The organism is Paenibacillus vietnamensis, assembly GCF_020169515.1.
GTDB classification, from domain to species: Bacteria; Bacillota; Bacilli; order Paenibacillales; family Paenibacillaceae; genus Pristimantibacillus; species Pristimantibacillus vietnamensis.
Map to the genome: position 1 here is coordinate 1 of NZ_JAHMHW010000005.1, position 21,887 is coordinate 21,887.

The window sequence follows — 21,887 nt, forward strand, 5'->3', positions numbered from 1 at the left end:
CCGCACGTCCGGATCTGAGAGAGGCCTATGCGCATGCGCATAGGCCTACTCGATTTATTGAGCAGATCGCGCGGACTGCTGCTTGTTCCGCTTCTTATTCTGCGGACTTCTTCTTAATCTAATGGACAACAATGACTTTTAGACAGCCTATTGTGCGACGTTACCATTCTAAAGGTCATCCTGGCAGCTAAGAGCAAATAAACTAGAAAAACGATGCTTCAATACCGCCTATGCTTCTCCTTTGACCGTTAGCTGCCCATACTTGTGTGTAGATCATCCTAAGAGACGATGATGTCCGTTACCCGACAAGCTCCATACCGTCCGTTACCAGCCAAGTCCCATACGAGACCAGTCCGTTACGAATCAAGTCCAAATGTAGTAGGTGTGCAGATTCCCGTTTTTTGGCTGCTCCGACAAAGGCCTTGCCTCGGCGTCGAGCGATAGAGAAATAGAAAGAAGCCTGCTCCGCCAGGAACAGGCTTCTTTCCAGTTCGTATGGTTCTGCTTACTTCAGCTTCACGATCCACACATCGCGGCCCGCGAGCTCCGCTTTGCCGCCCGTCAGCGCGCGTCCGCTGATCAGTTCGGTGCCGGAACGTTCGCCAAGATCGACCGCTGCCGCTTCCGCGTTGTGGTTAAGCACGAACAAGTAATCTTGGCCGTCTTTGGTCCGCAGCGTCGTTTCCACACCTTCCGGCGCCGCGGGAACGAGAGGGGCAATGCCGCGGGAGGAGCACAGCTGCGGCAGCCAATCCTGCAAGAATGCCGCTTCCGGGCTTGTCGCCAAATACCAGGCTTCGCCTGCTCCGAACTTGTTGACGGTAAGCGCCGGCATGCCGCTATAAAAATCGTCGCCGTACACCGCCTTCACCTCGGCTCCTTCGGAGTGGATCAGGTCGCAAAGCATGCCGCATTCGTATTCCGCTTTCAAGCCGGGAGCGCCGCCCTGTACGACAATCCGGTTGCGCTGGCTCGGAAGCAAGGCGTCGATTTCTTCCGCCCAGATGCCGAGAAGCTTGCGCAGCTCGCCGGGATATCCGCCCGTCTTAACCAGGTCGTTCTCGTTAACGATACCGCTGAAGAAGGTCGAGATCAGCGTACCGCCGGCATGAACGTATTGCTCCAGTTTGTCCGCTGCGCCTTGCTTCACCATATACATAACAGGAGCGATGACGAGGTCGTAGCCGCCGAGATCGGCTTCCACACTTACGACGTCCGCGGCGATGCCCGCACGGTAAAGCGCATCGTAGAATTTGTGCGCTTCGTCGACATAACGGAGAGCGATCGTCGGACCGCTGGACATTTCAACCGCCCACCAGTTTTCCCAGTCGAACACAATCGCGACTTTGGCCTTCACCCGGGCATCCAGAAGCGTATCGCCGAGCTTTTCGAGCTCCGCGCCGAGCTGAGCGCATTCGCGGAATACGCGGGTATGCTCGTGGCCGACGTGCTCGATGACGGCTCCGTGATATTTTTCGCAGGCCCCGATCGAACGGCGCAGCTGGAAGAATAAGATTGTATCTGCCCCCCTCGCCACCGCCTGGTAGCTCCACAGCCGCATAACGCCAGGGCGCTTGAGCGAGTTGTAAGGCTGCCAGTTTTGCTGGCTCGGGGTCTGCTCCATCAGCATGAACGGCTGACCGTCTTTCAAGCCGCGCATCAGATCATGCATCATGCCCGTGTAGCTGTGAGGCGTATCGAAGCGGGGATAGTTGTCCCATGACACGACGTCCATGTGCTTCGCCCATTTATGGTAGTCGAGCTTTTTGAAGGCGCCCATCAGGTTCGTGGTGACGGGAATGTCCGGCGTATGCTTTTTGACCGCTTCATATTCAAGCTTGTAGCACTCGAGCAGGCTGTCGGAATGGAAGCGCATATAGTCAAGGGAAATGCCCTGGAAGTTCGTCTCCGTCCGCCCGTTCGCGCCGATCCATTCCTCGCTGAGCCCGCTTGGCAGAACGATGTCTTCCCAATCGTGAAACGTATGGCCCCAGAAGGCGGTATTCCAGGCGCGGTTTAACTGCTCCAGCGTGCCGTAACGCGCTTTGGCCCATTCGCGGAAAGCCGCTTCGCAGTAATCGCAGTAGCAATTGCCTGCGCCGCCGTATTCGTTGTTGATATGCCAGATGAGAAGAGCCGGATGGTTCTTGTAGCGCTCCGCCAGCTTCTCCGCCATTCTCACCGCATATTTGCGGTAAGTCGGACTGTTCGGGCAGGAGTTGTGGCGCCCTCCGAACTTGCGCTTGCGCCCGTGGAAGTCGACTTGAAGCACGTCGGGATATTTGCGGGCCATCCAGGCGGGATGGCCCGCCGTGCTTGTCGCCAGACAGACGCCGACGCCGTCCGCGTGCAGCTTGTCCATCATTTCGTCGAGCCAGCCGAAATCGTAGGTTTCCTCGTCAGGCTGATTTTTCGCCCATGAGAATACATTAAGCGTCGTCACGTCAATGCCCGCAAGCTTGAACAAACGCAAATCCTCTTCCCAAATCTCTTTCTCCCATTGATCGGGATTGTAATCGCCGCCGTACCATATCTTCGGTTTGTTTGCGTTAATCATGTTGTCCTCCTCGTTCCATATGATAAAATCGCATTATATACCTATATTTTATGACTTAAGTTTGCTTGATCCTATATAAAATAACCGAATTCACATATAAGAATATGGAGGTTTGTTATGATGCGACGAATCGTTCCCGCCCTCCCGGCGGAGATGCTTCCCCTGCAGCTGGAGACGATCGGAATGAATCCCGATCAGGAGACGTTGGAGCGGCCATGCGGCTATCCTTATTTCCACTGGCTTCAGACGCTGGAAGGAGAAGGAGAGCTGTCGGCGAACGGCCAAACCTGGAAAATAACGGAGCGGTCCGGTTTTCTTCTGGCGCCGGGGACGCCGCACCGGTATGAGGCGAAAAGCGGTCGGTGGCGGACCGGTTATATTACCTTTTTGGGGAGCATGGCCGCAAGCTTCGTACAGTCGCTTGGCTGGAACACGGCCGAACGCTTTCAATGGGAAACCGGCAGCGGCCGGATACCCGATCAGCTGGAAGCGATGCTGGCGTCCGCCGAGTCCGGCGGCGATCCGTCGGGCTGGCAGTCTTCGGCGGATTTGTACCGGTTTCTGACGCTGCTCCGGACCGATGCCCGCACGGACAACCGGCCGTCCATGTCGAAACGGCTGGAGCGGCTTCAAGGTCTGCTGGACTGGCTTGAAACGGAATTCGCGAGCCCGGAGATCGGACTGGCGGAGATGGCGTCGCAGCTCGGCATCGGCGAGCGTCAGCTGAACGAAAGATTCCGCGAGCTGTTCGGCCAGACGGCATACGCTTATTTGATTCAGCTGCGGCTCCGCAAGGCGAAAGAGTGGCTTCCTTCCCGGCCGGATTGGACCGTTCGCCGCATCGGGGAGGCGGTCGGATTCCGCGATGCGAGTCATTTTGTGGCCACGTTCCGCCAGAAGGAAGGCATGACGCCGGACTATTACCGGAAGCTGCATGGCACCGGAGCCGGAACGGGTTCCGAGCGCCAGCCGTGAAATTGAATTTTGGGGTAATCGTTAAGATTTGATGCTTGCCCGGAACCGGATCCCGACCCAATCTTTAAAATTCCGTCCTTACTCCTCTCGGACGAACATGTGAAAATAGAGCAAACAACGAAAGAGAGAAGGGTAAGAGATGGCATTTGCATCTGCGGAAAGAGAGAAGCTGCAGGCTTTAGTGAGCCGGGCGGAGGAACTGATCGGGGCGAAAGACCGGTACTTCACCGACGGAGCCAGGCTTGCATTGTCAGACATGATTCAAGCGGCACAAAAAGCTTTAAAGGGCGAGGACCGTCTGCCATTCGTGCGAAATCGCGAGTTTTGCGTTCCCCGCGAGGAGGAGACGATCCGATTTGCGGCCAAGCGGTTTACGATGGTGCCTCCATTTGCGGAAGAGCACAGCGTCTATACGCATTATGGCTTGGAGCCTGCGCTGGAGTGGTTTGAAAAGCAGGACATGTTTTACGGAGGCAAGGAGACGCTCCCTCTCAAAGCGGATTCGGCGCGGAATAAAACGAAGGAGCTGCTGGGGGAGGCCGGGCCGGGAGAGGCAGCCGGATGCTTCGGCGAAGAGGCCTTCAACAAGCTAAAGGCTTCGTTAAATGATCTGGAGACGGCGATGGACCGTTTCAGCCCGGAGCATTCCGGAGAGGAGCTGGCTGCCGCAATCGTAGATTGCTTTAACCGGATCCGCGAATGCCGCCACTCCCGCGTGCTCCGGACGGATGCAGATTCCGCCGCTTCCTTGTATTTGACCCGGGAAGGGCTGGACCGGGTGAAAGACGTGATCGCATCGGATCCGCTTATCCGGCAGCAGTACGATGAGATCGTCCGTATTTCCGGCCTCTACAGTCCGGAGTATCTCGAGAAAGCCGTTACCATGATCATGGAGGGAAAAGCCGGATACAGCGAGCTGAACCGTCATTTCTATCTGTGGAGCTCTACGGACAAAATTGCGAATTTCAAGGCGCCGGAGCAAGCGGTCAAGGCTGTCCTCTCCTTTGTGCTTCCATCGGAGGAAAATGAGGAGGAGGGCCTGGGACACGTCTGGATCGATAACCTGGAGATTTTGTCGGCAAACGGGGGCAGCCTCGACATTCGGAATGCCGGCTTCGATGAGGGGGACGCCGGACCCCGTTATTGGATACCGGAGGTGCGCAAAGGCAGCCCCGTTATGAAATGGGAGGATCAATATCCCTATTGCGGCGGAGGCGACCGGGACCGGATCGAGCCGGCCAACCCTTCATCCCAAGTCGCGCCTCGATACAAGGACGGCGTCTCCAGGCATTCCCTCTATCTTTGCAACCCTACCGGGGAAGACGAAGGAGCCTGGACATATGGCGAACCGTTTGAGGTAGAGGGCGGAGCCGGATATACGTTAACGTTCGAAGCCAAGCTTGACGGCAAGCTGAAGACGGGACTGAAAACCGTCATCACCTTTCTGGATGAAGCGGGGCAGCCGGCCGGCAAATACGAATATGTGTTTAACCGGAAGTCTTCCATCCCGGGCGGCCGCTTCCAGCTGGCGATGCAATGCGATGCGATTCAATACGCCATGACGGGGGAGGTTGAGCTTGCACGGAAGGTCAAGCATGCCTTGTTGTACATCCTTCATGATTTCTGTCAAGGCGCCGAGCACTGGCTCGTTACCAATCTGCGTCCGGAGGGAAGCGACAGCTATGGAGCGGTTCAGGGCGGAAGGCTGCTCAGCAGCGCGGCGGTCAGCTATTCCTTCATCAAGGAAGCCGGGGTTTTCTCCGGGGAGGAGAAGGAGCGCTTCTACGGGCTCGTCGATTATCTGCTTCGCTATATGCTGGACCTTCGGGACCGGACCGAGTGGACGCCTTACGAAGCGCAGCAGGGCTGCAGCAACTGGCAGACCGATATGTGCGCCGGAACCGGTCTCATGATGATGGTGCTGACCGATTTCCCTCACCGGCATACCTGGCTGTATAACGCGAACGCGGTCCTGAAGGCCCAGCTGGAGCTGAACGTGAACCCGGATTGTTCGTGGCCGGAATCGATCCGGTACCATCATGCCGCTCTGGAACGATTTGCCGGATACGCAAAGGTTTTGCACAACGTTTTCGGGGAAAATTGGTTCGAAACGACGCCGCTGGCGCGGATGTTCGGATACAGTATCGAGATGCAGACACCGGGCTGCGGCTACTTCTCGGGGCGGATCGGAACGCCTCCATTCGGCGACCATGCGCTAGGCGGAGGCGGGGAATTCGGCAGCTTCGCGACCTATTTGGCGGATATTGCCGCAGTGGACCGCGATCTGGCGGACCGGATGTACCCTACCTGGGCGGCGGCAGGCAAACCGTTTAAAAAGCTGTGGGGGGAAGGCATCGTCCTGGAAAATATTTTGGGCCAAGGCGACAATTACGTGCCTTCAAAACCGTTGAAGCTGGGCTCGACGGACCGTTTCCCCCAAGCCGGTATTTATATTTTCCGCAAGTCCTTCGGCAGTCCGGACCAAAGCTACTTCGCCATTATGTCCAGTCCCGAGCCTGTCGCTCACGGGCATCTGGACCAGGGCTCCTTCATCTTATACAAAAACTCCGTCCCTCTCGTCATGGATTCGGGGATTGAAGGTTACTTTGACAGCAGCACCAGCTGGCATATCAGCTCCTATTCCCATGCCTGCCTGCAGTTTGCGACCAGGCGGAGCGTCATTCCCGCGGACCAGGCAGGCGCTATTAATTTATCCGCGGGAACGTACAGCCTGGAGCGGGGCTGGGTGGACGTGCCCCGGACAAGCCGGGTACTGGACGTAAAGCTGGGCGATTCCGTGGAGAGCATTACGATCGAGATCCTGAATCCGGAAGGGAAGGGCCGGCATATCCGGCATGTCTCGTATGTCAAGGAGCCGGATCTCTACGTGATCCGGGATACGGTGGAGGATTTTGAAGGACCGGTTCAATTTTCGCTGCCCGTGGCAGCCAGGCATACCGTTATCGACGGGAGCGGCGTCTATTCGGAAGGCGTGTACGGGGTGGATCTGGAAACGGTGTTTCTGAGTCCGGTACGATCGATCCGGCTGGAGAAAGGACGATCCACGCCATTTTTCGAGAGCGGGCATCAGGGCGTCTCTATGATGGACTATATCCGGACCGTCGCCGATGCGAAGGATGGGTTTCTAACCGTTCTGTATCCGAAGGAGCATGGAAAGCCAAAGCTTCACATGATCGCCCGGCAGAATGGAGCGGTATCGCTTCAAGCAGAGAACGTTTCACTTCGGCTGGAGACAGCTGAGGAGCATTATGGTGTAAAGCTGTTTAATGAAGAATATGACAAGTAGGGGACGATACAGGGGCGCGAATCACTCGCGTCCCTGAAGCAAATCGACGAGTTCCTTGCGGTGAAGTAGTCCCGCAGGAGTCTGGCGGGCTTCTATCGCTGCAGATCGGTAAATGCCTTAAAAAACCTGCGGTTATAACTTAAAAAAAGTACATTATCAGACATTTCCTCCCATGTTATTCTGATTATCAGCATTGTATGTAAACGCATTCAATTCAAAACGATTAGGAGGTAAGGAATTCAGATGAACAGGTTCAGGCTTGTGAAGCAAATCCTCACTGTTATTCTTGTCGCTGCAATTGCAATGCCGATGATAGGGGCGGCAGATTACAGTAAAGTTATGGCTAAGGAGAAGCAATCGACAAATGGCTTATTAGACAAAATGATTTTCGGCGACCCGGATTCGGAGCAGGCACACCGGTTCAAAGGCGACTTCACAAACGTAATCGACGGGGCGCTCGGCGAATCCGCACGGGCAGCGCTTCCCCGCACTCCGCCCGATATTCAGGGCGGAGAAATGACTTTCACTATGAAAGTCGATCCGGTTGCCCAAAACTATTTCACGGCTAAATTTTGGGGTAGCGATGCGTCAAGCTACAGAACGATGGTGTATATTAACGGCGAGCAGATCGGTTACCGGCGCACCGGGGACTATCAGCCGCTTGAGCTCGGCACAGGCAATGCTTTGCCGAATCGATTCTATTACAGTACGACATTGCTTCCGCTGGAGCATACTTACGGGCACGACACGGTGGAAATTTCGTTAAGGACATACAGCGGAAACTTCGGAGATACCGTAAGCCAGCCCGCCAGAGGCTATTACAAAGCTTACACGCATACCGAAGCTAATTTGGATGTATCCGGCGAGGTTCAGGGCTCCAAGCTTGAGGAAGGGAAATCTTATCTAAGAGACGATCTGACGGACGATGAGAAGCAGACGATGGTCGACCAATATCTATTAAACATGGTCAATACGTTCAATTCGTATTCCGCTCTAATAGACGGCAGCCCCAATGCCAAACTATCAATTGAACGGTATAAGGACGATCTGAAGTTTTATGCGAGCGCACTCCATTATGACTGGTCTCCCGCCAAGACGGCCGAAGAGAAAAGGGCGGCGCTGGGACGTATTTTCAAAGTGATCGACAACCATGTCAAGGATTATTACGGCAATATCAGACTGGTGACAAGGGGCGGCCATCAAGGCGACTGGGGCGGCTATTACGGCGCTTTGGGCGAATCGCTGTATCTTGTCGAACAACTCATCAAGGATGACGGCATCTACGGAGAAGAGGCGTTCGACGCATTTCTCGATGAGCCGTTTGTAACCGGAACCGCCGACGGGCTGTACTCTCTTGCGGGAGTAGACTGGAACGGAGGGGAATTATCCCGCCGGGAAGCATGGGAGCGTGTGCTGAAAGCGAATTTTGACTTTGCCCGTTCCAGACTGTCTTACATTTATAATCAAGTGGTGTATACGTACGAAGGCGCATGGGAAGCGCACGAAGGACTGCGCATCATCGGCTCTCCGTTCTTCGAAGGCAAGGAGCGCAGCCACCGGATGCTTCTTGAAGCATTAGGGGGACAGCCGTTCCTCGGAGAAGAAGTGCTGGTCGGCCCGAACGGCGAAGAACTGGATTTGTACCATTCCTTGTTCTATCATGACCAGACGGCCAGATTTACGGAAGATTATTTGCAAATTGTCGCTAAGGGACTTGCGAAGAGCAAGCTGGATGCGAACGGGAACGTCGTCAGGCGGCTGCCGTACGGCGAGCATTACACCGGCCTGACGGAAGCGGGACAAACAAGGGAAAACGGATATGTCTCCAATTACGGCGAGGCGGCAAACTACCTTTTGAAGTACTTCTACAAAACGTTAAACCACCCCGGCGATGAGGCATTGAACGATGAGATCCTGAAGCTGGCGTTGAAAAACATGCATGCCCGCGGGTTCGCCCGGTACACGAGTGTGGATGATGGCGGGAAACGGATTATGAGAGCGGAACAAGTTACGGATGAGCGGAACACGGCTTTTCCCGGATTCTACGCGTATGGTGCGAGAACTTCAACCGGAATGGCGCTGCAGTACGCTTCCCTGGAAATGGAGATGGTTCATAACGAGCAAAAGTACAGCGGCCCGGAATGGGAGGAGTACTGGCGGTATGCGAAGGAAGCGGTCGGTTTCGCGCAGCAGCAGCTTGCAGATCATCAACTGTTCAATTTCACCTTCGGAACAAGAGGGACGAATAGCGGCGAGGATTACCATCTGGCGAAGACGTATAAGTACATCACGGAAACACGCGACGATTACGACCGGTTTGACAGCGTAGCGGCGGGCGTCGTACTTCCGCAGACGGATTTCGATTATTATTCGGAAAATGAAATTGCGGAGCTTGGCGTAAACCCGGCCGACTACGAACAGTTTGCCTGGGCGGACGTCGACAATATGTTCATTTCGCTGCGGGACGGCGATTTCAGAATGTTCGGCAACCTGAACGAGCTCAATAAAGGGTACAGCTCAAACGGCAGGCTGCACGTACTTGGCGAAAATTACGACCATATCGTCCAGATCGCGACCGACGGCAAATACCAATACCAGGACTATTGGATTCGCATGGACAATATCGACATGATTTTCTTCGAAGACCAGTTGACGAACGGCGCCACAGCGCCGCAAGCGATGGCGGGTGAAATCATACCGATTACGTATCAGCCCGGAGTCGGCAAGACCGACCGCGATAATTTTGAAGCGGATACTCCTTATGCCGGTTATCCGGATTTGCTGACGGCCAGGTATGGCCAATATTTTATCGTGTTTAACACGACCCGCGGAGTATATGGAAACGAACAATCCTTTGATGTCACCATCCCGTCGGATTATAAAGAAAAAACGGTGCTTGATCTCGTATCGGGCAAGCAGCTTCCGGTATCGCCAAAAGGAAAAGTGACCATACCGCCAAAAACCGCGATGGTATTGAAATTGACGACCGGGTTCGATGGGGAAAAAGGGCCGGATATCGTTGATTTTACAAGTGCATTGGCTGGCAACGATTATGCGGGCATTACCTGGAAGACGACTCCTGGCGCACAATCCTACGAAATTACCCGATCCGAAACGGAAAACGGCAAGTACAAGGTTATTGCCAAAGGGGTAAAAGGCAATTATTTCAAAGATACGAAGGCGAAAAACGGCAATGTTTACTACTATAAAGTCTATGCTGAGAACCGTAACGGCAAAGGGGATGAATCTTATCGGGCAAAGGTGGATCTGACGGTTCCCGTATCCGGATTGAAAAAGACGGAATGGCGTGACGACCGGATCGGTACGACGGCGGGCAGCGCGGCGGTATCGGGCTCGAGCATCACGATAGCCGGCGCAAACGGCCGCGGCCTGGGAGAAGGCGACGACCTGATCATCTACGACCGGGATATTCGGGATTCGCTCCATTTTGTCAATCAAGCAGCAGCAGGCAGCAGCGTCGTTAGTGCGAAGCTGGACAGCTGGAATGGCAGCGCCAGCGGCATCATGATGCGTGATCGGCTGCAGGAAAATACCCGGTACATTTATTTCGGCGCCGATCAGGACGGAAATCTGGTGCTTCAGAATCGTACCCGGGATTCCCGCCACGCTTTCTCGGAGCAAAAGAAAAGTCCGATGAACGCTTTGCTGCTCGGACTTCGTGCGGAAGATTATCCGTATATCAAGCTGGTTCGCGACTATGATTCGCATTACATCCATGCCTATGTGTCCAAGGATGGAGCAAATTGGCAAATGGTTAAGCGGATGTTTACCCCATTCCCATATGCCGTTTATGCAGGTGTCGCTGCCGCCAAGGATGCGAGCTTCAGCGATGTTACCGTAGAAGAAACGCCGAATGGACAAGTTTATCCGTATGTGAAAAGAAGTGGCGACAGCATTTCGCTTACTTGGAACAAACCCAAGCAGGCGGTTAAATTCAGTGTTTTCCGGACGGATGCTGCGGAAGCCGCTTTATCCGATCCGGTATTCAAATCAGGCACCCTGGAGCTGGAGGACGGCTCCCCGTGGACGGTCCTGGCTTCAGAAACACCGTTGTTGTCGTATGAGGATGACGGACCGGGCTTCGAAGATTTCCCTGTCTATAAGATTGCAGCTATTTCTGCGGATGGAACGGTGCTTGGATTTACCGGTCCGGTCTACCCGCCTAATGAATCGCCCGCGCCTCACGTAACTTCGATCAAGGTGGCCAACCGTGCGGTGGGTCAGGATGATACGATCGAAGTGTCGGGTCTGCCGGAAGGGACGATCGTTAAAGTATACCGTACGCCTACGGATCTAGCCGTGATGGGGTCAACCGTTACGGGAAGCGCGAAAGGAACCGTAAGCATTCCGCAAATCGGAGCGGAATCGGGAGTTCTGTACGTATCCGCAGCTATTCCCGGCAAGATGGAGAGCGCGCGAACGGCCAAGTCATATCCGGGCGAAAACGGGCTCATTAACTTGAAGGTAGAAAAGGATGCCACGCTGCGCTTTAACACCAGCGCACCTGGAGACTTCAAGGAGCTGACCATTCTTTCCAATGGGACGGAGGAAGGAAATAAAAGATTCGGAATCGTCACCTTCAACAACGTACCGGATTTTGGGGACGATACCATAGAATCCGTTACCTTGAAGATGTATCGGGCCAATGCGAGAACGGCGCTTCTTCGCGCGCATCATATCGAGTGGGACGACTGGAAGGAACCGGGAAGCGGCGGCACGCTTGGAGCCGAGTTAAAGGCCGGTTATTTTGGGGGAAGCTCGAATGCTGCCCTGGCTTTCTTCGGAGGACCGAATGCGTCAGCTACGGTCACGCCTGAGAATGGAAATGCCGCGTATGGCATTAACGGAAGCTGGTATCTGGACGTGACGGAGATTGCAAAAGCAAATCAAGGCACCAGAGCCACGTTTCTGCTGTCTGTTCCAAGCGGGGAAGTGAATCCGCTGACGAAAGAATATATTTCCGGCTCAAGCGCTCCGGGACAATTTGCTGCCGAATTGATTGTAAAGTATAAGACGGATAACACTTAAATCACCAATGCCGGCCTGCGAAATCATGACGCAGGCCGGTTTTTCCTTTTTAGCGGTATTGGGAAATCGTTAGATATCGACCTAATCGTTAAAATTCCGTGCTTATCCGTTTCAGGCGGATATGTGAAAATAGAGCAATCAATCAAGAGAGAGAGCTGGTAAACAATGAGAGTCCATATCGATTTGTTCAAGGAATGGAACGCGACAGGGAGCCGATCCGATACGGGCTTCAGCCTGCACGACAAGCTTCTGCTGGAATATCCGGCAGAGGAGGACGCGGCGGGCTGGTATCCGATCGGCTTCGAGCGGGGGAATCATTCCGCGTTGGATGCCATGGGCTGGTATGGCTTGATCCTGCTTTTGAACACGGAGGATGAAGCTGCGGAGGTCGTCATTAAAGCGCATTTTGCGGATGATCGAACGGTGGAGGCCAAGGTATCGGCCGCCGGCACAGGTGAACGCGAGCTCAGGGTAAGGCTGGAGGATTTTGAGATCGAAGCCGCCAAAGCCAACATCTGGCGGTTTCTGAAGGGCTTTGAGCTTCAGGGGAATGCGGAGCTTCGGTCCGCGCGGCTTGTTCGGGGCGAGAGGCTGTTTGTCCAAGCGGACGTAAGGGGGAAATCCGGAGATGCGGGAGAGGCAGTCGAGTACAGGATGACGGTCTATAACTGCACGGATGAGAGGCAGCTTGTGTCGGTTAACCAGAAGTATAACGGCTGGGAATCGCTGCACCCGGAGCTGGCGCCCCGCCAATTTATGCTGGAGCCTCTTGGCAGCCGGGAGATTACGGCTGTTGTTCGGGTGCATGAAACGATGGTGCCCGGCGGTCATGAAACGACCGTCCTCGGATTCATCGCGAACGGAGACGGCGGCAGCGCCGTCCAAGTCGAGCTGAAGACGCTGCGCAGCCTTTCGCATCCCTATATTTATTGGACGAAGGAGCAGTGGGCGGAGCGTAAGGCGCTGATTGAACGGCATGAAAGCTTCCGTCCCGGGTATAAGCGGATGCTGGAGGATGCCGATGCATGGACGGTTAAACCTCCCGTACCTGTAGAGGAGCGGGACTACTGCTACGATACCCGTGAAGAGCACTATATCATGTCCGCCGCCTATGCGTATGCGCTGACCGGAGAGAGGCGCTACGCGGAGAAAGTGGCGCAGTTTTTCCGTTACTTCATCGATGAGGAGACCGGATATCCGCGCAAGAAGAAGGGCTGCAGCCAAAGCTACGTACAGGAGGGGCATTTTTTCCAGCATCTCGCCATTCCGTATGACATCATTCACGATGCAGGGGTGCTGACGCCCGAAGAGCACAAAGGGGTGGAGAAGTGCTTCCGCATCTACATGGATATTCTGGACCATCACATTCAAAGAGGGCATATTTCCAACTGGCTGTTATCCGAAATTACGGGCGCCTTCTATTGCGCCCTGGCTATTCAAGATATGGAGAGAGCGCTGAGGTTTGTTTACGGGCCGGGCGGTTCCGTCCAGCAGCTGAGCTGCGGACTGTTTAACGACGGCTGGTGGCATGAATGCTCCGTCGGCTACAACACCTGGGTATCGTCGATGTATATCCATACGGCGCATGCGCTCCTGCCTTTTGGCATCAACATTTTGCATACGCATTTTCCGATCCCGTTCAACGATGAAGTGGACAGCACATACGGCGGACAAAATGCCAAGATCCGTTTCGGCATGTACAACAAAAAGTGGGGCGGCAACCGCAAAAGCTACGTCCGCATCAAGGATTTGTTCGATGCAACGATTCCTTTCCTCGATCATAGAGGGGTTCTGTTCGGCATCAGCGATTCCGACGAGAAGAAGCTGGAAGGCGTGCATTTCGGCTCCACATACGATCTGGCCTATACGTATTACAAAGATCCCGAGTACATTCCGGTCATCAAGATGAACAATGAGACGGATCCGATATTCGGCCATGCGGAGCTTCCGGATTACGAGTCTTCTTATGTGAAAAATAACGCCTTCGCCGATAACGTTGGAGTGGCCATGCTTCGGAGCCGGACGGCCGAAAGGGAGCGGAAGGAGCAAATCCAGGCGGTGCTCCGCTACGGTTCCCATGGCTTTGCACACGGCCATTTCGACCGGACCGGGCTGCTCTCCGTCATGCGGTACGGCCGCAGCTTCTTCAATCCGGAGCATGTCTGGTGGGGATACGCTCATTTTATGTACAAATTTTACGTCCAAAATTCGATCACGAAAAACATGGTCACCGTGGACGGGAAAATGCAGGTGCCGGCCGATTCCAGACGGAGCCTGTTCTACAGCGGAAGCGCGATTCAGGCCGCGGCTGTGGAAACGACCGCTCCATGGGCATTTCCCCCTTACGGCGGCATGGTATACCGGGAGAACGAAACGCTGGAGGAGCGCTGCGCCATGAACGCCAGCTCCCTGCCGCCGCAGCCGGCGGACGCCGAGTACGGAAAGCTGTCGGCGTTCACGGAGCCTGTCCGCCAGAAGCGGGTGATGGGCGTGACGGATGACTTTATTGTCCTGTTCGATTACCTGCAAGGGGAGCGGGAGCATCAGTTCGACTGTTTGTTCCAGATCAAAGGCTTTAAGGAGCTGAAAGCGGAGCGCCTGAAGCACATCAAGCATACGAGCCAATGGTCGGATCATCCGTTGTCTGATGCCCAGTTTGTTACGGACTGTCAATGGTACGAGGCGGCAGGAACAAGTGTGGCCAGGTTCGAGACGGTATTCGGCGAGGGAGAGGATTTGAGGGGAACCCGGACCTCCTACAATACTCAAGGCCCGCTCAAGATGGATGTTCATACCGCCTGGCCGCAGCGTACGGAGCAGATCATCGGCCGCGCCGCCGAGTACCACGGCATCACCATTCCGATGGAATACGCGGTGGAAGCTGACGGGGCCGTCATCGGGCAAGGCGGCTTCGGGGCCTGGATTCTCGGCGAGGGCAAGGTCGATCTGAAGCTTGGCAGCGACGTCAAAGTGTTGACCCTGCGGGTCAAAAACCATCCGACCTACACCGAGCAGAAGTATCCCGAGCGGACGAAGCAGGGACTGTTCTGGGGCGAAGCCTGCGTCATAACGGCGGATGGCATGAAGCTTCGTCTGACCGAGCTGTCTCCCGAATATATCAACGTGGATACCGGCTTCGGCATCGGGAAGGATTATGAGGGCGGCCGCGTAACGATCGTGGGGAACGAATATCCGGGTGCGATTCCGGCGAGTCCGGTTGACCATGAGCAGGAGGCTGTTATCCGCGTCGGCTTGGAAGGCTTGCGCGCAGTCCGCTTCGTCGGCCTGATCGGGGCGGATGCTTTTCCAGGCGACGAAGCCCAGAGACGGATGACCTACGGCATCCGGATGAAGGGCGAGACCGGACGTTTTATTACCGTGGTAGAGCCCCATGAGTCTGACCCGATGATTGTGTCCGTTCATTCTTCGAATGAAAATACGGTGCGGGTGGAGCTGAAGGACGGCCGTTCGCAGGAAATAACCGTGCAGGAAATCGAGTCCGACCATAACACCCTTCTGCTTCGGGAATACAGGAACGGCAGTCTGGTGCGGGAAGAGCTGGCGAAGGGCAAGTGAAAAGGAAAGCTTCAAGGAAAGGCATGAGACAACGGTTTCATGTCTTTTTCTTTTGAATTCCTTAAATAACCGTACATGGAGCATAAAAAACTGCATTCCTTGGGGTGTTATCCTTTTATATAATGGAGCCTAAAACTAAAAATAGACCGGGGGAGACTATGAACAAGGTACGTAACTTTTTGCTTAAGAAAAGCCTGCTGATCCGAATTATTATTTCTTATCTGGTTGTCGGTTTGTTAGTCATTGCGGTACTGACGCTGGCCATCACCTCCAAAGTATCCGAGAGCTTGAAGGATGAATTGACGCTTTCGACGGACCGGTCTTTGGAGCAGACCTATAATACGGCGAACATCTTGTTAAGCTCGACTTACCAGCATTTTGCAAACGCTTACGCCTCTGACGACATTCAAGCCGGGTTTTATGCCCATGATTTCGATACGGGCATCATGGGGAGAATCGGGAACAAATTGACGGATCTGGCCCATACCAATCCGATGGTGCATTCCGTCTATCTCGTGAATACAAGGCACGAGCTGGTTTTTTCCTCGCTGACTACCGTCAGGTCCTTTCCTGAATTTTACGATCAGCAAATTTTGCACCTGCTGGAGAATACGAATGCTCTGCGCGGCAGCATATTCGTTCCGCGGAACACATCGTATGTTTATGATACGAAGCCGTTTAGCGGCAATTTAATAACGGTTGCTTATACGAGTACCCGCGATAACGACGCTTCGAACGGAGCCATGATTCTTAATTTGGACCAGCAGGTGCTGCAAAATATGATGATGAACGGCACAGGCAGCAAATCCTTTCAATCGATGATTCTAAACCGGCAGGGAATCGTCATCTCCCATTCGGACGATACGAGGATCGGCACGGACATTTCGGGGCTGGAGGCCATTCGGACCGTTTTGAAAACAGACTCCTCGCAAGGAGTTATCGAAACCGAGATTGACGGGACGAACCATCGGATTTTCTATATGAAGTCCGACAGTCTGGGCTGGATTTTCATTGGCGATGTCAATTATATGAGCTTGCTGAGCAAGGTGAATGCGGTCAAACAGTACATTCTCACCGTCACGGCGGTTATTTTGCTCATCGTTATTTTAAGCGGGTTTTTCTTCACTCGAATGATATACGGCCCGATCCATGAGCTGATCAAAAATATGACCAAAACATCGGCTTCGGTTCATAACGGGCGTCCGGTCAGCGAGTTTGCTCTGCTCTCGGACACGTTCCGGCATCTGGAGCGAAAGGTGCAGGATTTGCAGACCAGCGTGGCCGGCTATCAAAATACGGAGCGGAGAGAGGTGCTTCGGCAGCTCACGACGGGAGGCTGGAGCAGCGAAGCGGATATGACCGCAAGGCTGTCCCGGCTCGGAATACAGCTCCCGACCTCCGGCTTCCAGGTGTGCATGCTCCGCCTGGATTCTTTTGCCGCGCTTTCGGAGGCATACAGCCCCAATGACCTTTATCTTCTAAAATACGGCGTTTGCAACATTGCCGACGAGCTCGGTGCCCCGCATTTTCAAACGTTCAGCTTCGACGGCGGGGAGGACAGAATCGTCATTCTGTTTGTAAAGGCGGAAGGCACGGAGCCGGATATCCGGCAGCTTATGCGGGATATTCAAGAGAATACGGAGCGTTTCCTGAAGCTTGCGACAACGGCATCCGTCGGTTTGCACGCAGACGGGCTTCAGCAAATCCCTATGTCTTGGCAATCGGCGTACAATGCTTCCCGATACCGCTTGGCGTTCGGACCGGGCTGCCTCATCGCCGCGGATATCGAGGACAGCCGGGAGCCGATTGAAGGCAGCTTGTCCTCCGCGATGGAGAAGCAAGTAACCGACAGCATGAAGCTTGGCGATTCCGCGAAGACTGCAAATGCCCTAAAAGAGTATTTCAGGCTGCTTCGAAAAGCTCCGTTCGATGAAACGATGTTTCTCTTGAACCAACTGCTGTTTACCGTAACCCGGACGTCCAAATCGATGGCGACAGGGGACTTAAGCGGCCTTAGCACCGATATCGGATCCTTGGGCCAGCAGCTATACAAGTGGGAGACGCTGGATCAGGTGGAGGAATGGTTCATCGGGCTGGGCGAAACGGCGATCAGCTTAAGAGACAAGCAGTCCTCCCAGAAAAATGTGCTGATCGTGGAGAAGGTGAGAAGCCATATTCACGACCACTATACGAACCCTAATCTGACTGTGGAAATGCTGGCCGAGGTGGCGGGGCTCTCCGTCAACTACATGAGGAAGATTTTTAAGGATATCGCCTGTACTTCCCTGAATCAATACATCAACGATTACCGCTTTGAGAAAGCGAAAGAGCTGCTTCTGACGACGGACCTGCCTGCCAATAAAATCGGAGAGATGGTCGGGATGGACAACTCGAAGTATTTTTACATTTCCTTTAAGAAGCATAGCGGCAAAACGCCGGACCATTTCCGGAAAAGCAGCGGCGATGGGTTAACGTAAAGTGAATTTTTAATCCGATCATTGTATTTCATACCTGTGCTTACCGCTTATTTCATGCTTTTTATCGCGTTTTTGAGGTTTTGCCATCAGGCAGAACCATGTAAAGTGAGGTCATCACATCAGCAGCATGAAAGTAAAGGAGGAACAGAAGTTGAGCAATACCGCTATGAGCATCCCTGAGCACGCTTACCCGGGCACGAAAAAACGGGGCATCCTCGGGGCATTTTTCTTCGAACTGATCAAAAACAAATTTTTGTATTTGTTGGCGCTGCCGGGAATGATCTGGTTTTTTATTTTTGCTTACCTGCCGATGGGCGGAATTGTTATCGCCTTTCAAGACTTTAAAGCGATGAAAGGAATTGCCCGCAGCGAATTTGTCGGTCTGAAAAATTTTCAGTTTTTTTTCCGGTCGAATGACTGGATTCAAATTGTAACCAATACGGTGTTCCTGAATGTATTGTTTATCGCCTTTAATACGCTTGCGGCCGTTGCGATTGCAGTAATGGTGACCGAGCTCGGCGGAAAATGGTTCAAAAAAATAACCCAGTCCGTCATGATATTCCCGCACTTCCTGTCCTGGACCGTGGTAGCCATGTTCGTCATGGCTTTTGTATCGACGGACGGAGGTTTTATCAATCAAATTCTGTCCGTGTTCGGAATACCGCCTGTCCAGTTTCTATCTTCGCCAGGGTATTGGCCGGTCATTCTGGTGCTGTTGAAGGTTTGGCATGGGGCGGGCTTCGGTTCTATCGTGTATATGGCGACGATCTCCGGCATCAACCCGGATATTTATGAGTCGGCCTCCATCGATGGAGCAAGCAGATTCCAGAAGATCCGGTATATTACGCTTCCTTTGCTGAAGCCTACGGTGATCCTGCTTCTCATTCTGGCTGTAGGCGGCATCTTTAACGGCGACTTCGGCATGATCTATGCGATCATTGGGCGCAATCCTCCGTTGTATCCGACTACGGACGTCATCGATACGTATCTCTTCCGCGCCATGATGGATCTCGGCGATATGAGCATGTCCGCGGCCATCGGATTTATGCAGTCCCTGGTGGGCTTCGTGCTTGTATTGACCGTCAATTACGCGGCCAAAAAAGTCGCGCCGGAGTCCGCTATTTTCTAATAAAGGAAGTGAAAACCGTACATGATCAAGGAAACTTTATCGGACCGGCTGCTTAAAGGGTTCTTTATTTTGGCCATCGGGCTGTTCTCCGTCTATTGTTTATTGCCGTTCTGGTCCGTTGTGGCCAGCTCGTTCGCCAGCGAGGCTTCCATATTGAGCAAAGGTTATACGTTCTGGCCGGCCGACTTCAGTCTTGAAGCCTACAAGCTGATTTTCAAAGACAACACGATTTATCGGGCGTATTCCGTCACGACTTTCGTTACACTGGCCGGAACGGTTATGTCCATGATTTTGACCAGCGCGATGGCTTATGCCTTGTCGGTCAAGTCCGTCAAATACCGTAACCATATCGCCTTTTATGTTTATTTTACGATGCTGTTTCACGGGGGATTGGTCGCTTCTTATCTGCTGATCTCCAAGTATCTGGATATGAAGGATACGATCTGGGTGTTGATTATACCGAGCATGTTAAGCGCCTGGAACATGTTCCTGCTCCGCAACTTCTTTGCTTCCATTGACGATTCCATTGCGGAATCCGCCAAGATCGACGGCGCTAACGACGTTTATATTCTGTTCAGAATCATCCTGCCGATCTCTCTTCCGGCTTTGGCTACGATCGGGCTGTTCTACGCCTTGGGGTATTGGAACAAATGGTTTGATGCGGTGCTCTACATTAACGATAAGGATCTTTACCCGCTGCAATACCTGATCCAGCGCATTATGAACAATCTGGATTATATCAACCAAGTATCGGCGGATATCAATATCCCGAACTTCATCCCGCCTGCCATGACCGTCCGGCTGGCCACTACGGTCGTCACGATCGGTCCAATCGTTTTATTGTATCCGCTCCTGCAGAAATATTTTGTAAAAGGCCTTATGGTAGGCGCCGTCAAAGGCTAATTCCGCTTCCGCAGCGGTTTAGTATAGCAGCAAATTTATCATCGAAAAAGGGGATGAAAGAACAGCATGAAAGGTAAACGTATAGGAACCGCATTATTGACCGTAGCGCTTGCAGCCTCAATGACTGCATGCAGCGGCAAGGAGAAAGAAACCAACACCCCGGCCGCAACCGGAGATTCTGGAGCTGCGACGCCTCCCGGCGCGGTTACCTTGAAAGGAATGCTTTTCGGCGATGCGCCCAAGGATCTTCCGCTGGTGCTGGAGGAGTTCGAGAAACGCACGAAAGACACGCTGAATACGAAAATCGAATTTCAATGGAACTCGCCGGCCGACCATAAACAAAAGGTCAAGCTTATGATGACGGCAGGCGAAGAGGTGGATTTTGTATTCGATGCGGACTTTCAAAACTTGAGGGAGCTTATTCCGCAGGGCGCTTACGCCCAGTTGGACAACTATTTTAACAACGATGAGTATCCGGGTTTGAAAAAGGCGTTCTCGCCTGAATTTATCGAGATGAACAAACGGTACGACAATCATCTTTATACGATTCCGTTTACGCAATACTTCTATGATATCCCGGTGGTTTATATCCGTAAGGACTTGCGGGAAAAGCTGGGCTTCAGCAAGCCGATCTCCAGCTACGACGAGCTTCAGCAGTTCTATGAGAAGGTGCTTGAGTCCGAAAAAGGCACAACTCCGCTAGCCGTGAGGGGAATCGGAGGTTTCCAGGAAATGCTTGCTCCGGAGCGGGAGGAATTGGATACGGTTCGTCCGCTTAACCTGGGCGGAATTGTCTATTTCGTTCATCTGTCGGACGATTTGAAGAAGGTGCAGAATGTCGTTGCCTTTGGCGACCCGGCCTCCGAATGGGCCAAGCTGCCTGCTCCGTACAACACGATGAAATCAACCTTCGTGCAATATGATAAATGGGCGGAGTGGAGCAAGTATCTCGAGAAGGACGTGCTGAGCCAGAAGGATCACAAAGCCTATTTCATGTCCGGCAAAGCTGCGTCGTATTACGGAACGATCTCTTCCTATGCGGCCGATAAGAAGGTGCTGCAGGAAACGATTTCCGGTGCGGATCTGGAGTTTTTTGTGCTCAAAGACAAGATCCGCAGCATGGAGCCCAAGGCGATCTCGACCAGCTACAAGGCCAATAACTCGATTGCGATTCCGGTGTCCTCCAAAAATATCGACAGGACGATGAAGTTTTTCGACTGGATGTTCCAGAGCCGCGAAAACCACGATTTGTTTGAATACGGCGTTCCGGGCAAGCACTGGGAGCCGGTTGGCGAGAATCAGCTGAAGCTGCTGGACGAGTCCGAAAACTATATTTTCCCGGGCTACGAGTTCACCTGGAACCCGAATATGATCCGTTTGCCTGAGGATTTGGACGATACAGCGAAGAAGTACTTTGAGTATTCGGCTAAAGCGGATACTTATTACGCAGCGGTGTTAGCCAAGTTTGCTTTCGACACGGCCAATGTGAAAGGCGAATTTGCTAACGTTCAATCCAAAGCCGATCCGTTTATTCAGATGCTGAAGGCCGGTCAAGTGAAGGATTGGGAAGCGGATGCCGTGAAGCTGAACAACGACCTGAAGGCTCTGGGGCTGGATAAAATCCGCGCGGAAATTACGGCGCAGGTTCAGGCTTATCTGGATGCGGGCGGCCAATAAGTTCTAGGAAGAAATGGCGGTGCCAAGGGAATAACTTTCCCTGCACCGCCTTTTTTGGGGTCTGGTAAGGTAATGGACAAAATCGCCGCTTAGACTGACTAACTTGCAAGTGTTGACGGCTAATGGACAGGAGAGTCGTTTAGGCAGGGTGGAAGGTTTGCTTTCTTTACGAGCATGGCTTTAAAGCGCCGAGATGACCGTTAGAATGCAGAAACTGCACAATATGGGGCCTAGGTG

At 53.4% G+C, this 21,887-nt stretch carries 9 protein-coding genes; 8 read left to right on the plus strand and 1 reads right to left on the minus strand.

The genetic code is table 11. The features are described 5' to 3' along the window. Positions 1-505: 505 nt before the first annotated feature. On the minus strand, positions 506-2,557 hold the full coding sequence (locus KP806_RS12550) for a beta-galactosidase (protein ID WP_224724036.1): 2,052 nt from the start codon (positions 2,555-2,557) through the stop codon (positions 506-508). Between the two features lie 117 nt (positions 2,558-2,674). Here KP806_RS12550 and KP806_RS12555 point away from each other — a divergent pair, with 117 nt between their 5' ends. From KP806_RS12555 to KP806_RS12590, 8 genes are all read left to right on the plus strand, one after another. Beyond that, positions 2,675-3,532, plus strand: coding sequence for an AraC family transcriptional regulator (locus KP806_RS12555; RefSeq protein ID WP_224724037.1), 858 nt, complete (start codon positions 2,675-2,677; stop codon positions 3,530-3,532). A 139-nt stretch (positions 3,533-3,671) separates the two neighbouring features. Further along, positions 3,672-6,839: a heparinase II/III domain-containing protein gene (locus KP806_RS12560; RefSeq protein WP_224724038.1), complete on the plus strand. Its 3,168-nt coding sequence runs from the start codon at positions 3,672-3,674 to the stop codon at positions 6,837-6,839. Positions 6,840-7,082: 243 nt separating this feature from the next. After that, positions 7,083-11,888: a fibronectin type III domain-containing protein gene (locus tag KP806_RS12565; protein ID WP_224724039.1), complete on the plus strand. Its 4,806-nt coding sequence runs from the start codon at positions 7,083-7,085 to the stop codon at positions 11,886-11,888. A 165-nt stretch (positions 11,889-12,053) separates the two neighbouring features. Then, on the plus strand, positions 12,054-15,464 hold the full coding sequence (locus KP806_RS12570; protein ID WP_224724040.1) for an alginate lyase family protein: 3,411 nt from the start codon (positions 12,054-12,056) through the stop codon (positions 15,462-15,464). 158 nt (positions 15,465-15,622) lie between these two features. Further along, positions 15,623-17,941 (plus strand): AraC family transcriptional regulator, encoded by a 2,319-nt coding sequence (locus KP806_RS12575; RefSeq protein WP_224724041.1) that lies wholly within the window; start codon positions 15,623-15,625, stop codon positions 17,939-17,941. Between the two features lie 151 nt (positions 17,942-18,092). Then, complete coding sequence (locus tag KP806_RS12580; protein ID WP_224724042.1) at positions 18,093-19,070, plus strand: ABC transporter permease; 978 nt, start codon at positions 18,093-18,095, stop codon at positions 19,068-19,070. Between the two features lie 21 nt (positions 19,071-19,091). Continuing rightward, positions 19,092-19,973: a carbohydrate ABC transporter permease gene (locus KP806_RS12585; RefSeq protein ID WP_224724043.1), complete on the plus strand. Its 882-nt coding sequence runs from the start codon at positions 19,092-19,094 to the stop codon at positions 19,971-19,973. A gap of 66 nt (positions 19,974-20,039) precedes the next feature. After that, positions 20,040-21,650 (plus strand): ABC transporter substrate-binding protein, encoded by a 1,611-nt coding sequence (locus KP806_RS12590; protein WP_224724044.1) that lies wholly within the window; start codon positions 20,040-20,042, stop codon positions 21,648-21,650. Positions 21,651-21,887 lie beyond the last annotated feature (237 nt).

Bases quoted from the DNA above. Each gene is read 5' to 3' on its own strand.
- KP806_RS12550 (WP_224724036.1), bottom strand. From the start codon at position 2,557: ATGATTAACGCAAACAAACCGAAGATATGGTACGGCGGCGATTACAAT.
- KP806_RS12555 (WP_224724037.1), top strand. From the start codon at position 2,675: ATGATGCGACGAATCGTTCCCGCCCTCCCGGCGGAGATGCTTCCCCTG.
- KP806_RS12560 (WP_224724038.1), top strand. From the start codon at position 3,672: ATGGCATTTGCATCTGCGGAAAGAGAGAAGCTGCAGGCTTTAGTGAGC.
- KP806_RS12565 (WP_224724039.1), top strand. From the start codon at position 7,083: ATGAACAGGTTCAGGCTTGTGAAGCAAATCCTCACTGTTATTCTTGTC.
- KP806_RS12570 (WP_224724040.1), top strand. From the start codon at position 12,054: ATGAGAGTCCATATCGATTTGTTCAAGGAATGGAACGCGACAGGGAGC.
- KP806_RS12575 (WP_224724041.1), top strand. From the start codon at position 15,623: ATGAACAAGGTACGTAACTTTTTGCTTAAGAAAAGCCTGCTGATCCGA.
- KP806_RS12585 (WP_224724043.1), top strand. From the start codon at position 19,092: ATGATCAAGGAAACTTTATCGGACCGGCTGCTTAAAGGGTTCTTTATT.
- KP806_RS12590 (WP_224724044.1), top strand. From the start codon at position 20,040: ATGAAAGGTAAACGTATAGGAACCGCATTATTGACCGTAGCGCTTGCA.